Annotated in this window: 12 protein-coding genes; 1 reads left to right on the forward strand and 11 read right to left on the reverse strand. The window is 71.8% G+C overall.

Annotated elements, in window-relative coordinates; genetic code table 11:
* Nucleotides 1-101 precede the first annotated feature (101 nt).
* From BXA10_RS22935 to pyrR, 6 genes are all read right to left on the reverse strand, one after another.
* On the reverse strand, nucleotides 102-1133 hold the full coding sequence (locus BXA10_RS22935) for a quinone-dependent dihydroorotate dehydrogenase (RefSeq protein ID WP_076472939.1): 1032 nt from the start codon (nucleotides 1131-1133) through the stop codon (nucleotides 102-104).
* A gap of 115 nt (nucleotides 1134-1248) precedes the next feature.
* Nucleotides 1249-4620, reverse strand: a complete 3372-nt coding sequence (carB, locus tag BXA10_RS22940; protein WP_076472883.1) for a carbamoyl-phosphate synthase large subunit — start codon at nucleotides 4618-4620, stop codon at nucleotides 1249-1251.
* Entirely contained in the window at nucleotides 4620-5852 is a 1233-nt protein-coding gene (gene carA / locus BXA10_RS22945; protein WP_175649281.1) for a glutamine-hydrolyzing carbamoyl-phosphate synthase small subunit, read from the reverse strand. Before carA ends, carB begins: the two co-directional genes overlap by 1 nt.
* A gap of 61 nt (nucleotides 5853-5913) precedes the next feature.
* Nucleotides 5914-7191: a dihydroorotase gene (locus BXA10_RS22950; protein ID WP_076472885.1), complete on the reverse strand. Its 1278-nt coding sequence runs from the start codon at nucleotides 7189-7191 to the stop codon at nucleotides 5914-5916.
* Complete coding sequence (locus BXA10_RS22955; protein WP_076472886.1) at nucleotides 7188-8150, reverse strand: aspartate carbamoyltransferase catalytic subunit; 963 nt, start codon at nucleotides 8148-8150, stop codon at nucleotides 7188-7190. Before BXA10_RS22955 ends, BXA10_RS22950 begins: the two co-directional genes overlap by 4 nt.
* Nucleotides 8147-8731, reverse strand: coding sequence for a bifunctional pyr operon transcriptional regulator/uracil phosphoribosyltransferase PyrR (pyrR, locus tag BXA10_RS22960; RefSeq protein WP_076472887.1), 585 nt, complete (start codon nucleotides 8729-8731; stop codon nucleotides 8147-8149). The genes BXA10_RS22955 and pyrR overlap by 4 nt, the downstream gene beginning before the upstream one ends.
* A gap of 289 nt (nucleotides 8732-9020) precedes the next feature.
* Between pyrR and bldD the strand changes: the two genes are divergently transcribed.
* Nucleotides 9021-9509 (forward strand): transcriptional regulator BldD, encoded by a 489-nt coding sequence (bldD, locus tag BXA10_RS22965; RefSeq protein ID WP_013285505.1) that lies wholly within the window; start codon nucleotides 9021-9023, stop codon nucleotides 9507-9509.
* A 178-nt stretch (nucleotides 9510-9687) separates the two neighbouring features.
* Here bldD and nusB read toward each other — a convergent pair whose 3' ends face one another.
* From nusB to BXA10_RS22990, 5 genes are all read right to left on the reverse strand, one after another.
* The gene (gene nusB, locus BXA10_RS22970) at nucleotides 9688-10098 is read right to left on the reverse strand and encodes a transcription antitermination factor NusB (RefSeq protein WP_175649282.1); all 411 of its coding nucleotides are present in this window, start codon (nucleotides 10096-10098) and stop codon (nucleotides 9688-9690) included.
* A 23-nt stretch (nucleotides 10099-10121) separates the two neighbouring features.
* On the reverse strand, nucleotides 10122-10679 hold the full coding sequence (gene efp, locus BXA10_RS22975; RefSeq protein WP_076472889.1) for an elongation factor P: 558 nt from the start codon (nucleotides 10677-10679) through the stop codon (nucleotides 10122-10124).
* Between the two features lie 470 nt (nucleotides 10680-11149).
* A complete protein-coding gene (gene aroQ, locus BXA10_RS22980; RefSeq protein ID WP_076472890.1) occupies nucleotides 11150-11587 on the reverse strand; it encodes a type II 3-dehydroquinate dehydratase in 438 nt (145 codons plus the stop codon).
* Entirely contained in the window at nucleotides 11584-12663 is a 1080-nt protein-coding gene (gene aroB, locus BXA10_RS22985) for a 3-dehydroquinate synthase (protein WP_076472891.1), read from the reverse strand. Before aroB ends, aroQ begins: the two co-directional genes overlap by 4 nt.
* Before the next feature lie 38 nt (nucleotides 12664-12701).
* A complete protein-coding gene (locus BXA10_RS22990) occupies nucleotides 12702-13211 on the reverse strand; it encodes a shikimate kinase (protein ID WP_076472940.1) in 510 nt (169 codons plus the stop codon).
* Nucleotides 13212-13225 lie beyond the last annotated feature (14 nt).

Raw genomic sequence — 13225 nt, forward strand, 5'->3', positions numbered from 1 at the left:
ACCCCGCACGAGCCGAATCCTGCGGGGCGCGAGCCGGGCAACGTACGGCGCGAGCCGGAGTCCGGGGGTCACCCGGCGGGGCACCGGCGTCGCGCCCGCGCTCATCGAGCCGGCAGCCGCGCCGGTGTCGCCGCGCGCACCGCGGCACGGACCAGGGCGGGGCCCCGGTAGATGAAGCCGGTGTAGAGCTGGACCAGGCTGGCGCCGGCGTCGAACATCCGCGTCGCGTCGTCCGGGTCGAGGACACCGCCCACCCCGATCACCGGCAGCCGTCCACCCGTCTCGCGATGCACGAAGGAGACCACCTCCCGGGCCCGCGCCCCGAGCGGCCGCCCGGAGAGACCGCCGGTCTCCGCGCCTCGCGCCCGGTCGGCGTCGGCCAGGCCGTCCCGGGCGAGAGTGGTGTTGGTGGCGATCACCCCGGCGGCGCCCCGCGCGAGGCAGACCTCCAGCAGTTCGGCGATCGCCGGTTCGGTGAGGTCCGGAGCGATCTTCACGAGCACCGGCTTCTCCCCCACCAACGCGGCGAGCAGCGCGTCCAGATGGGACCGGTCCTGTAGGGACCGCAGACCCGGGGTGTTCGGTGAGGACACGTTGACCGCGAAGTAGTCGCCGTACCCTTTCAGCGCCTGGTAGGAGGCGAGGTAGTCCTCGACGGCCTCGTCCAGCGGGGTCACCTTGGACTTACCGAGCGAGATCCCCAGCGGCACGCCGAGCGGTCGGGGCAGCGCCGCCAGGCCGGCCGCCAGAGCCTCGGCCCCGGAGTTGTTGAAGCCCATCCGGTTCACGATCGCCTCGCTGTCGCGCAGCCGGAACAGCCGGGGCCGGGGGTTGCCCGGCTGGCCGTGGGCCGTCACCGTGCCGACCTCGACGAAGCCGAACCCCAGCGCGGGCCACGCGGGCAGCGCCACACCGTCCTTGTCCATCCCGGCGGCCAGGCCGACCGGGTTGGGGAACTCCACCCCGAACACGGTGCGCGGGGCGCGCGCCGCGTACCTGGCCCGCATCGCCGCCAGCAACGCCGGCCGGCGGGACACCACGGCCAGCCGGCGCAGCGTCCACTCGTGCGCGGCCTCGGCGTCCCCGCCCCCGATCCGGAACAGCACGGGTCGTACGACGCGCTCGAACATCACCACGCCGAGCCGCCCACCGCTCGGTCGATCATGAAGTTGTTGCCAGCGCCCACGGCGTGTCGTCGCAATGACTTCATGATCGACGTGTGCTCCGGGTCGGGAGCGACGCGGCGGGTCACTGGGCCGCCCGCAGGGCGGCGTGCAACTCCTGGAGGGGACGGACCCGCATGTCGCCCCGGATGCGCGCCTCGATGCCCATGACCGCGGCCGCCGCGCCGGGCACCGTGGTGATGCACGGGATGTCCGCGGTGACCGCCGCGCTGCGAATCTCGTAGCCGTCGGAGCGGGCGCTCGCGCCGGAGCCCTGCGGGGTGTTCAACACCAGGGCCACGTCACCGCCGAGGATCATCGAGACCGCGTCCTCGCCCTCGCCCGCCTCGTAGTGCTTGCGGATCTGCTCGCACGCGATGCCGTGGCGGCGCAGCACCTCGGCCGTGCCGGTGGTGGCGACGATCTCGAAGCCCAGGTCGGCCAGCCGCTTGATCGGGAAGATCATGGCGCGCTTGTCCCGGTTGGCCACCGAGACGAAGATCCGGCCACCGGTCGGCAGCGAGCCGTACGCGGCCGACTGCGACTTGGCGAAGGCGTGACCGAAGTTCGTGTCGATGCCCATCACCTCGCCGGTGGACTTCATCTCCGGGCCGAGCAGCGAGTCGATGCCCTTGCCGGTCGGCGTACGGAACCGCTTGAACGGCAGCACCGCCTCCTTCACCGCGATCGGGGCGTCCGCCGGCATCGTGCCGCCGTCCCCGGTCTCCGGGAGCAGCCCCTCGGCACGCAACTCGGCGATCGTCGCGCCGAGCGCGATCCGGGCCGCGGCCTTGGCCAGCGGCACGGCGGTCGCCTTCGAGACGAACGGGACGGTACGCGAGGCCCGCGGGTTCGCCTCCAAGACGTAGAGCACGTCGTCCTTGAGCGCGTACTGCACGTTCAGCAGGCCGCGTACGCCGATGCCCCGGGCGATCGACTCCGTGTACCGGCGTACCTCGGCCAGGTGTGAGCCGGCCAGGGTGATCGGCGGCAGAGTGCAGGACGAGTCTCCGGAGTGGATACCGGCCTCCTCGATGTGCTCCATGACACCGCCGAGGTAGACCTCACCGTCGGCGTCGCAGAGCGCGTCCACATCGATCTCGACGGCGTCGTCGAGGAACCGGTCCACCAGCACCGGATGGTCCGGTGAGATGTCGGTGGCCCGCCCGATGTAGCCGCGCAGCGTCGCGTCGTCGTAGACGATCTCCATGCCTCGCCCGCCGAGCACGTAGGACGGGCGGACCAGCACCGGATAGCCGATCTCGTCGGCGATCGCCTTCGCCTCGTCGTACGAGGTCGCCAGGCCGTACGACGGCGCGCGCAGCCCGGCCCGGGTCAGCAGGGCGCCGAAGGCCCCCCGCTCCTCGGCCAGGTGGATCGACTCCGGGGAGGTGCCCACCACGGGTACTCCGGCGTCCTTGAGCCGCTGTGCCAGTCCCAGCGGGGTCTGCCCGCCCAGCTGCACGATCACGCCGACCACGCCCGGCCCGCCGGCCGCCTTGCCGGAGGTGTCCTCCGCGTGCCAGACCTCCAGCACGTCCTCGAAGGTGAGCGGCTCGAAGTAGAGCCGGTCGGCGGTGTCGTAGTCGGTGGAGACGGTCTCCGGGTTGCAGTTGACCATCACGGTCTCGTAGCCGCCGGTGCCGGCGCCACCCGCCGGGGCGGCACGCAGCGCCTGGACGGCGTGTACGCAGGAGTAGTCGAACTCGATGCCCTGCCCGATCCGGTTCGGTCCGGAGCCGAGGATCAGCACCTTCGGCCGCGCCGACCCGACCACCTCGGTCTCCAGGTCGTACGACGAGTAGTGGTACGGCGTGGTCGCCTCGAACTCGGCCGCACAGGTGTCCACGGTCTTGTACACCGGCCGGATGTCGAGCCGGTGCCGCAACGTCCGTACGCCGTCCTCGGCGGCCAGCTCGGGACGCAGTGCGGCAAGCTGCCGGTCGGAGAGGCCGGCCCGCTTCGCGCGGCGCAGCAGCTCGGCGTCGAGCACCGGCGCCGCCACGATCTCCGCGCGCAGCTCGACCAGGCCGGCGATCTGGTCCAGGAACCACGGGTCGATCCCGCCGGACGCGGCGGCCACCTCGGCGATCGAGGCGCCCAGCCGCAGCGCCCGCTCGACGGTGTAGAGCCGCCCGTCGTGCGGCGTACGCAGCGCGGCGAGGGTGTTCTCCTTGGTGGCCCCGACCGGGTCCGGCACGCTCCAGAAGCCGCCCGCCTTGGTCTCCATCGAGCGCATCGCCTTGTTCAGCGCCTCGGTGAAGTTGCGCCCGAGGCTCATCGCCTCGCCCACCGACTTCATGGTGGTGGTCAGCTCCGCGTCCGCGCCCGGGAACTTCTCGAACGCGAATCGCGGGATCTTGACGACCACGTAGTCAAGCGTCGGCTCGAACGCCGCCGGGGTCTTCAGCGTGATGTCGTTGGGGATCTCGTCCAGGGTGTAGCCGATGGCCAGCTTCGCGGCGATCTTCGCGATCGGGAAGCCGGTCGCCTTGGACGCCAGCGCCGAGGAGCGCGACACCCGCGGGTTCATCTCGATGACCACGATCCGCCCGTCGGCCGGGTTCACCGCGAACTGGATGTTGCAACCGCCGGTGTCCACCCCGACCTCGCGCAGCACGGCGATGCCGAGGTCACGCAGGCGCTGGTACTCCCGGTCGGTGAGCGTCATGGCCGGGGCCACGGTGACGCTGTCGCCGGTGTGCACGCCCATCGGGTCGACGTTCTCGATCGAGCAGACCACCACCACGTTGTCGTGGCGGTCGCGCATGAGTTCGAGCTCGTACTCCTTCCAGCCGAGCACGCTCTCCTCGATGAGCACCTCGTGCACCGGGCTCGCGGCCAGGCCGTCACCCGCGATGCGCTCCAGGTCCTCCTGCGTGTGCGCCATGCCGGAGCCGAGGCCGCCCATCGTGAACGACGGCCGGATCACCACTGGCAGGCCCAGCTCGGCGACGGTCTCCCGAACCTCGTCCATGGAGTGGCAGACGCGCGAGCGCGGCACCAGCGTCGACGGGTCCTCGTAGCCGAGGCGGGCACCCGCCTTCGCCACGATGTCCTTGAACAGCTGCCGGTCCTCGCCGCGGTTGATCGCATCGATGTTGGCCCCGATCAGCTCGACGCCGTACTTCTCCAGCACGCCGGCCTCGTGCAGGGCGACCGCGGTGTTCAGCGCGGTCTGCCCGCCGAGGGTCGGCAGGATCGCGTCCGGACGCTCCTTGGCGATGACCAGCTCGACGAACTCCGGGGTGATCGGCTCGACGTACGTGGCGTCGGCGAACTCCGGGTCGGTCATGATCGTGGCCGGGTTCGAGTTGACCAGGCTGACCCGGATCCCCTCGCTGCGCAGCACCCGGCACGCCTGGGTGCCGGAGTAGTCGAACTCGCAGGCCTGCCCGATCACGATCGGCCCCGAGCCGATGACCAGGATGTGCTTCAGGTCGCTCCGCTTGGGCATCAGTTTCCGCCTTCGCTCTGGTTCCGGTAGAGGGCACGGCCCTCGCTGCGCCCCTGACCGAGGGCACGGCCCTCGATCAACTCGGCGAAGCGGTCGAAGAGGTAGTCCGCGTCGTGCGGACCCGCCGCCGCCTCCGGGTGGTACTGCACCGTGAACGCGGGCACGTCCTTGGCCCGCAGCCCCTCGACCACGTTGTCGTTGAGGCAGACGTGTGAGACCTCGACGCCCCCGAACTCGGTGTCGATCACCTGGTCGGGGACCACCGCGCCGGAACCGGCTCCGGGCACCTGCACCGCGCTGAGCTCCTGTTCGCGGCCCGGCCAGGCGACCGCGAAGCCGTGGTTGTGGCTGGTGACCTCGACCTTGCCGGTCGACCGGTCCAGCACCGGCTGGTTGATGCCCCGGTGGCCGTAACCGAGCTTGTAGGTGCCGAAGCCGAGCGCCCGGCCGAGGATCTGGCTGCCGAAGCAGATGCCGAAGAGCGGGATCCGCCGGTTCAACACCTCGCGGGCCAGCGCCACCGGACCGTCGGCGGTCGCCGGGTCACCCGGTCCGGGTGAGAAGAAGACCGCGTCCGCGCCGGTGGCGAGCAGGTCGTCGATCGTGGACGTGGCGGGCAGCACGTGCGTGGTGACCCCGCGGGCCGCCAGCCGGCGCGGCACGTTGCGCTTGATGCCGAGATCCAGCGCGGCGACCGTGAACCGGTGCTCCCCGTCTGCCTTCACCACGTACGGCTCGGCGGTGGTCACCTCGGCGGAGAGGTCGGCGCCGACCATCTCCGGAGCCTGGCGGACCCGGGCCAGCAGGGCCCGCGGATCCTCCTCGACGCTGGAGATGCCGACCCGCATCGCTCCGCGCTCGCGCAGGTGCCGGGTCAGCGCCCGGGTGTCCACCCCCGCGATACCGACCACACCCTCGGCGGCGAGCCGGTCCTCCAGCCCGCCGCTGGCACGCCAGTTGGAGCCGATCCGAGCCGGGTCACGCACCACATACCCGGCGACCCAGATCCGGGACGACTCGTCGTCCTCGCCGTTGACGCCGGTGTTGCCGATGTGCGGCGCCGTCTGCACCACCACCTGACGGTGGTAGGAGGGGTCGGTGAGGGTCTCCTGGTAGCCGGTCATGCCGGTGTTGAAGACCGCCTCGCCGAAGGTCTCCCCGACGCTGCCGTACGCCTCGCCCTGGAACGTCCGCCCATCCTCGAGAACCAGGATCGCCGGCCTGCGCTTCACCATGCCGCATTCCCTTCGGTCCGGACTGCGGGGCTCCGCTCCGCTGCACTCCTCGCTCGGATCATTTGACAGCCTTTCCGTCCAGAACCGTCGGCTCACCGCGCAGGAAGGTCGCCACGACGCGACCCGGCAGCGACATGCCGGCGTACGGGGTGTTGCGGCTCAGACTGGCCAGCTCACCGGGCTCGACCACGCGGCGCGCCGCCGGGTCGACCAGGGTGAGGTTGGCCGGCACACCGGGTGCCGGGTCAAGCCCGTGGGACTCCAGCCCGGCGATCCGGGCCGGGGTGCGGGACATGCGCTCGGCGATCAGGTCCCAGCGGGGGCCGAGCACCTCCAGCGCGATCGACAGCGCCGTCTCCAGGCCGAGCATGCCCGGCCGGGCGTACGCCCACTCGCACTCCTTGTCCTCCACCGCGTGCGGCGCGTGGTCGGTGGCGACGATGTCGATCACGCCGTCCACCAGCGCGGCGCGCAGCGCGGTGACGTCCTCGTCGGTGCGCAGCGGTGGGTTGACCTTGTAGACCGGGTCGTACGTCTCGGCCCGGACGTCGGTGAGCAGCAGATGGTGCGGGGTCACCTCGGCGGTGACCCGTACGCCGCGGGCCTTGGCCTGGCGCAGCACCTCCACGCTGCCGGCGGTGGAGACATGGCAGACGTGCAGGCGGCTGCCGACGTGCTCGGCGAGGAGCACGTCGCGCGCGATGATCGCCTCCTCGGCCACGGCCGGCCAGCCGGTGAGCCCGAGGCGCGTCGAGACCGCACCCTCGTGCATCTGCGCGCCCTCGGTGAGGCGCGGCTCCTCGGCGTGCTGGGCGATGACCCCGTCGAACGCCTTCACGTACTCCAACGCGCGGCGCATCAGCCGCGGGTCGGCCACGCAGTGCCCGTCGTCGGAGAAGATCCGCACCCGGGCCGCGGAGTCGGCCATGGCGCCAAGCTCGGCCAGGCGCTCGCCGGCCAGCCCGACGGTGACCGCGCCGATCGGCTGCACGTCGACCAGGCCGGCCTCACGGCCGAGCCGCCAGACCTGCTCGACGACGCCGGCGGTGTCGGCGACCGGGGAGGTGTTCGCCATCGCGCAGACCGCCGTGTACCCGCCGAGCGCCGCCGCGCGGGAGCCGGACTCGACCGTCTCCGCGTCCTCGCGTCCCGGCTCGCGCAGGTGGGTGTGCAGGTCGACCAGGCCGGGCAGGGCGACCAACCCGGCGGCGTCGATCACGGTGGCGCCGTCGGCGGCCAGGTCGGCGCCGGTCTCGGCGACCACGCCGTCGCGGATCAGCAGATCGGTCGGCTCGGCGCCGAGCAGGCTGACCCCCTTGATGAGGTACGCGGTCATGCGTTGTTCCCCCCGAGCAGCAGGTAGAGGACGGCCATCCGGACGGAGACCCCGTTGGTGACCTGTTCGACGATGGTGGAGCGGGCCGAGTCGGCCACCTCGGGCGTGATCTCCATGCCCCGGTTCATCGGTCCGGGGTGCATGACGATCGCGTGCTCGGGCAGCCGGCGCATCCGCTGCCCGTCCAGCCCGTACCGGCGGGCGTACTCGCGGGCGGAGGGGAAGTAGGAGTCGGTCATCCGTTCCCGCTGCACCCGCAGCATCATCACCACGTCCGACGTCGGCAGCACCGCGTCGAGGTCATAGCAGACGGTGATGTCGGGTGACTGCGCCGCGCCGCCGCCCGAGGTGTTCGCCGCGGCCGCCCTGGTCGCCCAGTCGACCGGGATCAGCGTGGGCGGACCGACCAGGGTCACCTTCGCGCCGAGGGTGGAGAGCAGCAGCACGTTGGAGCGGGCCACCCGGCTGTGCAGCACGTCGCCGACGACGGTCACGGACAGCCCGGCGAGCCGCCCCAACCGCGAGCGCATGGTGTACGCGTCGAGCAGCGCCTGGGTGGGGTGCTCGTGGGTGCCGTCGCCGGCGTTGACCACCGAACCGTCGACCCACTCGGCCAGCCGGTGCGGGGCACCGGAGGCGGGGTGCCGGACGACCACCGCGTCGGCGCCCATCGCCTGGAGGGTGAGCGCCGTGTCCTTCAGGCTCTCACCCTTGGCGACGCTGGAGCCCTTGGCGGAAAAGTTGATCACGTCGGCGCTGAGCCGCTTCGCGGCCGCCTCGAACGAGATCCGGGTCCGGGTGGAGTCCTCGTAGAACAGGTTCACCACCGTCCGCCCGCGCAGCGCGGGCAGCTTCTTGACCTCGCGGCCGGCGACCGTGGCCATCTCGGCAGCGGTGTCCAGGATCCGGGTGGCGGTGGCGGCGTCCAGGTCGGCGCCGGAGAGCAGGTGCCGGATCATGAGGTGGTACCTCCGTAGAGCTTGACCCCGTCCGTGCCGTCGGTCTCGACGAGCGTCACCTTGACGCTCTCGGCCAGTGAGGTCGGGATGTTCTTGCCCACGTAGTCGGCGCGGATGGGCAGCTCCCGGTGGCCGCGGTCGACCAGAACGGCGAGCTGCACCGAGGACGGGCGACCCACGTCGTTGAGCGCGTCGAGCGCGGCCCGGACCGTCCGGCCGGAGAAGAGCACGTCGTCGACGAGGATGACCCGCTTGCCGTCGATGCCGCCGGGCGGCAGCTCGGTGGGGCCTATCGCGCGGGTGGCGTGCCGGCGCAGATCGTCGCGGTAGAGAGTGATGTCGAGCACACCGACCGGTACGGCCACGTCCTCGAAGGTGCTGATCCGGGCGGCGAGCCGTCGTGCGAGCGGGGCGCCCCGGGTGGGAATGCCGAGCAGGACGGTGTCAGCGGCGCCCTGGGTCTTCTCCAGGATCTGGTGGGCGATGCGGTCGACCACGCGCTGAACGTCGGCGCTGGCGAGGATCACCTTCACCGAGGGTTGCCGGGCAGGTGGTGATTCGGCAGCCGGTGGGCAGGCCACGGCAGACCTCCTTCCCCGCCTCACGGGACGGGTCGTTAAAGGACGTCGGACGCCTCCGTCGCTGGCCGCGGACGGCCCACGCGAAGGCTTCACGCCACGTTACCAGTGGTCACCGGGCCGGCCGCCGCCGGCCACTGACCACCGGATCAGCGTTGCGGAACGGCGAGGACTTTCCCGCACGCTCCCCAACGGTAAGGTCACGAACACTTGACCAGTTGTCGCAATCCCCGTACCGTCACGCTCCGTAGCGAATCGCTGGGAGAACCCCCGCAGCACTGGGAGTGTCCGAATGCCCTCTGAATACGCCAAGTCTCTGGGCGCCCGCCTGCGCTCGATCCGCCAGCAGCAGGGGCTGTCCCTGCAGGGGGTGGAGGAGAAGTCGAACGGGCGGTGGAAGGCCGTGGTGGTCGGCTCGTACGAGCGCGGTGACCGGGCCGTCACGGTGTCCCGCCTGGCCGAGCTTGCCGACTTCTACCGCGTGCCGGTGTCCGAGCTGCTGCCCGACGGCAGCGGGGTCCGTCACGAGCCCACCAGCAAGATCGTGTTGGACCTGGAGCGGCTCTACGACGAGGCCTCCGAGGACCTGGCCTACGTCGCCCGCTACGCGCGCGCCATCCAGCAGCAGCGCGGCGACTACAACGGGCGGGTGCTCTCGATCCGCGCCGACGACCTGCGCGCGCTGGCGATCGTCTACGACGCCTCGCCGTCCGGTCTGATCGAGCGGCTCACCGAACACGGCGTGCTCGTCGCCGACCCTCGGGCGTTCTTCGCCTCCTGATCACCTGACCAGCAGAAAGGGCCCGTGCCGTACGGCACGGGCCCTTTCTGTTCCGCTGTCCGGTGCGGCGTTCCACGCTGTTCCGCCAGTCCGCGCCGGATTCCGGGTTCGCGCCGGCCGGAGCCCGAACGGCTTCCCGGCCCGAACGGTTCGTTCGAACCGTTCGGCCGGGAGTCGTTCAGCGGGTGGCGTACTCCGCGATCCGACCGAGTACCCCGTTGAGGAAGCGCGGGGAGTCGTCGGTCGACATCTGCCGGGCCAGCTCGACGGCCTCGCTGATCGCCACGGCGTCGTCGATCTCGTCGAGGTAGAGCAACTCGTAGACGGCGATCCGGGCGAGGTTGCGGTCGACCGCGGGCATCCGCTCGAGGGTCCAACCCTCGGCGTAGCTGGCGATCAGCTCGTCGATCCGGTCAAGGTGGTCGGCGACCCCCTCGACCAGCCCCACCGCGTAACCCAGGTGCTCCGGGTGCGGCCGCTCGATCCGCTCGAGGTAGCCGGCCAGCACCTCCACGGGCGGACGGTCGCGCAGGTCGGCCTCGAAGAGCACGTCCAGTGCCCGCTTACGCGCCTTGCGGCGCGCCGGCATCTGCTGCTTGGGACCCTCGGCCATCAGGCGCGGCCGAGGTAACGGCCGTCCCGAGTGTCGACCTTGATCTTCTCGCCGGTGGTGATGAACAGCGGCACCTGGACGGTCGCCCCGGTTTCGACGGTGGCCGGCTTGTTGCCGCCCGTGGAGCGGTCGCCCTGCAGACCCGGCTCGGTGTAGGTGACCTCGAGCACGACGCTGGTCGGCAGCTCGATGTACAGCGGCACGCTCTCGTGGGTGGCGACGGTCGCCTCGGCCTCGGGCAGCAGGTAGTTGGCCGCCTCGCCGACGGTGCCGCCCGGGACGGTGATCTGGTCGTACGTCTCCAGGTCCATGAAGACGTAGTCCTCGCCGTCGGCGTAGAGGTACTGCATCGTGCGCTTGTCGACGGTCGCCGTCTCGACCTTGGTGCCCGCGTTGAAGGTCTTGTCGACCACCTTGCCGGAGAGCACGTTCTTCAGCGTGGTGCGCACGAACGCACCACCCTTACCAGGCTTGACGTGCTGGAACTCGACAACGGACCAGAGCTCCCCGTCGAGGTTGAGTACCAGGCCGTTCTTCAGGTCGTTGGTGGTGGCCATTTCCTGCCTTGATCATCAATTGGCGGACAGACCTGGAAAGTCTACTAGTCCCGCCAGCGCAGGGCCTCGCTCCACCCGGCCCGTGGCCGCGCTCGCGGTTCCCAGCCCGCCCGGCCTGGCCCGATCCCGCCTACACCCCGTGATCAACGTCACTCCGCGTGCCCCACCGCGCTCCGCCCGGCACCACCCGCCGCTCCCTTTGCTCTGCACCCGCCGACGCGCCAGTAGCGGACGGTGACTGCCCATCGACAAGCCAGCTCCGACCCACCTGGGCGAAGCACCAGGTCATCGGGGTGGTGCGGATAGGGGTGCAGAGCAAAGGTGGCGAAGCATGGGTCGGGGCAGCACGGCGATCGTCACACAACGTGAAGACGCACGGTTGTCGCGGTGGGTGACGGTGCGCCTTGCCGGGGCCGGGGGCCGAGGGAAGCCGGGAGCCGGGGGCCGGGGGCCGGGGGCCGGGCAGAGCGTCAGCGGGTGCCGGCGCTGGCGGCCAGGTGGTGCAGGGCCAGGCGGTACCCGTCGAGGCCCAACCCGCAGATCACCCCGGTCGCCACCGCGGAGACCACCGAATGGTGCCGGAACTCCTCGCGAGTGTGGATGTTGGAGATGTGCACCTCGATCAGCGGCCCGCGCAGCATCGCGCAGGCGTCGCGGACGGCGTACGAGTAGTGCGACCACGCCGCCGGGTTGAGCACCACTGCGGCGCCCTCGTCCGCGGCGGCGTGCAGCCAGCCGAGCAGCTCGTGCTCGGCGTCGGTCTGCCGCACCGTGACGTCGAGGCCGAGCTCCCGGCCCGTCGACTCGCAGAGCGCCACGAGGTCGGCATAGGTGCTCGCGCCGTACACGTCGGGCTCGCGGGTGCCCAGCCGGCCGAGGTTCGGCCCGTTCAGCACATGGACCTTCACGGCTGCGCCACCTCCTCGTAGGCGGCGTGCAGCAGGGCGTCGTCCGGGCCCTCCAGGATCGCCGGGCGGGCCAGCCCGTCCAGCACCACGAAACGCAGCCGGCTCCCCCGCGCCTTCTTGTCCACCCGCATCGCGGCCAGCAGCTGCGGCCAGGCGTCCGCCGGGTAGCTGGTGGGCAGGCCGAGCGCGGCCATCGCCGTACGGTGCCGGCGGGCGGTGGACTCGTCGAGCCGGCCGGCGAGCCGGGCCAGCGCACCCGCGTAGACCACGCCGACGGCGACCGCGTGCCCGTGCCGCCAGCGGTAGCCTTCCACCTTCTCGATCGCGTGCGCCAGCGTGTGGCCGTAGTTGAGCACCTCGCGGACGCCGGACTCGCGCAGGTCACCGGAGACCACGTCGGCCTTCACCCGGATCGCCCGCTCGATCAGCTCACGGGCCACCGCCCCGGTCGGGTCGACGGCCGCCGCCGGGTTCGCCTCGACCAGGTCGAGGATCACCGGGTCCGCGATGAAGCCGCACTTCACCACCTCGGCGAGCCCCGCCGCCAGGTCGGCCGGCGGCAGGCTGTCCAGGGTGGCCAGGTCGCAGATCACCCCGACCGGCGGGTGGAACGCGCCGACCAGATTCTTGCCCGCGGCGGTGTTGACACCGGTCTTGCCGCCCACCGCGGCGTCGACCATGCCGAGCAACGACGTGGCCACCGGTACCCAGCGCACGCCACGCAGCCAGCAGGCGGCGACGAAGCCCGCCAGGTCGGTGACCGCGCCACCACCCACCCCGATCACCGCGTCGGTACGGGTGAAACCGGCCTCGCCGAGCCGGTCCCAGCAGTCCGCAGCGACCTCGACGCGCTTGCCCGCCTCGGCGTCCGGCACCTCGATCGGCAACGGCGTGATGCCGGCCGCCCGCAGCCGCTCGCCGAGCGCATCGGTCAGTTCCTTGAGCGGTGGGGCGTGCAGCAGCGCCACCCGGGTCGCCCCGGGCAGCAGGCCGGGCACCGTGTCGAGCAGGTCGCGTCCCACCAGCACGTCGTACGACTGCTCGCCGCCGACCGGGATCCGGGTCACCTCGTCCATCGCGGGCAGCCTAGTCGAGCCGACCGGCGACGGCGACGTCAGCGCTGCTTGAGCAGCGCATGGATCTCTGCCGCGATCTCCGCCGGGCTGCGCCCGTCGGTGCGCACGGTCGCCGTGGCGACCTCCTCGTAGAGCGGGCGGCGCTGGTCCATCAGGTGCTTGAGGGTCGCCCGGGGATTGATCGCGAGCAGCGGGCGACCGGCGCCGAGCCCGACCCGCTTGACCGCGTCCGGCAGTTCGACGGAGAGGAACACCACCGGATGGCCCACCAGGGCGGCGCGGGTCTCCTCGGCGAGCACAGCACCGCCACCGAGCGCCAGCACCCCCGGGCAGGAGGCAAGCGCCGCGGCCACCGCGGCGCGTTCGAGCGCACGGAAGTGCGCCTCACCCTCGTCGATGAAGATCTCCGGGATCGGCTTGCCGGCCATCCGCTCGATGTCCACGTCGGTGTCGCGGAACTCCACCCCGAGTCCGGCGGCGAGCGCCTGCCCGACAGTTGTCTTGCCCGAGCCGGGCGCGCCGACCAGCACGCAAACCGGCCGGGTCACCCCGGCTGCCGCCG

Source organism: Micromonospora avicenniae, from assembly GCF_900156065.1.
In the GTDB taxonomy this organism is placed as follows: Bacteria; Actinomycetota; Actinomycetes; order Mycobacteriales; family Micromonosporaceae; genus Micromonospora; species Micromonospora avicenniae.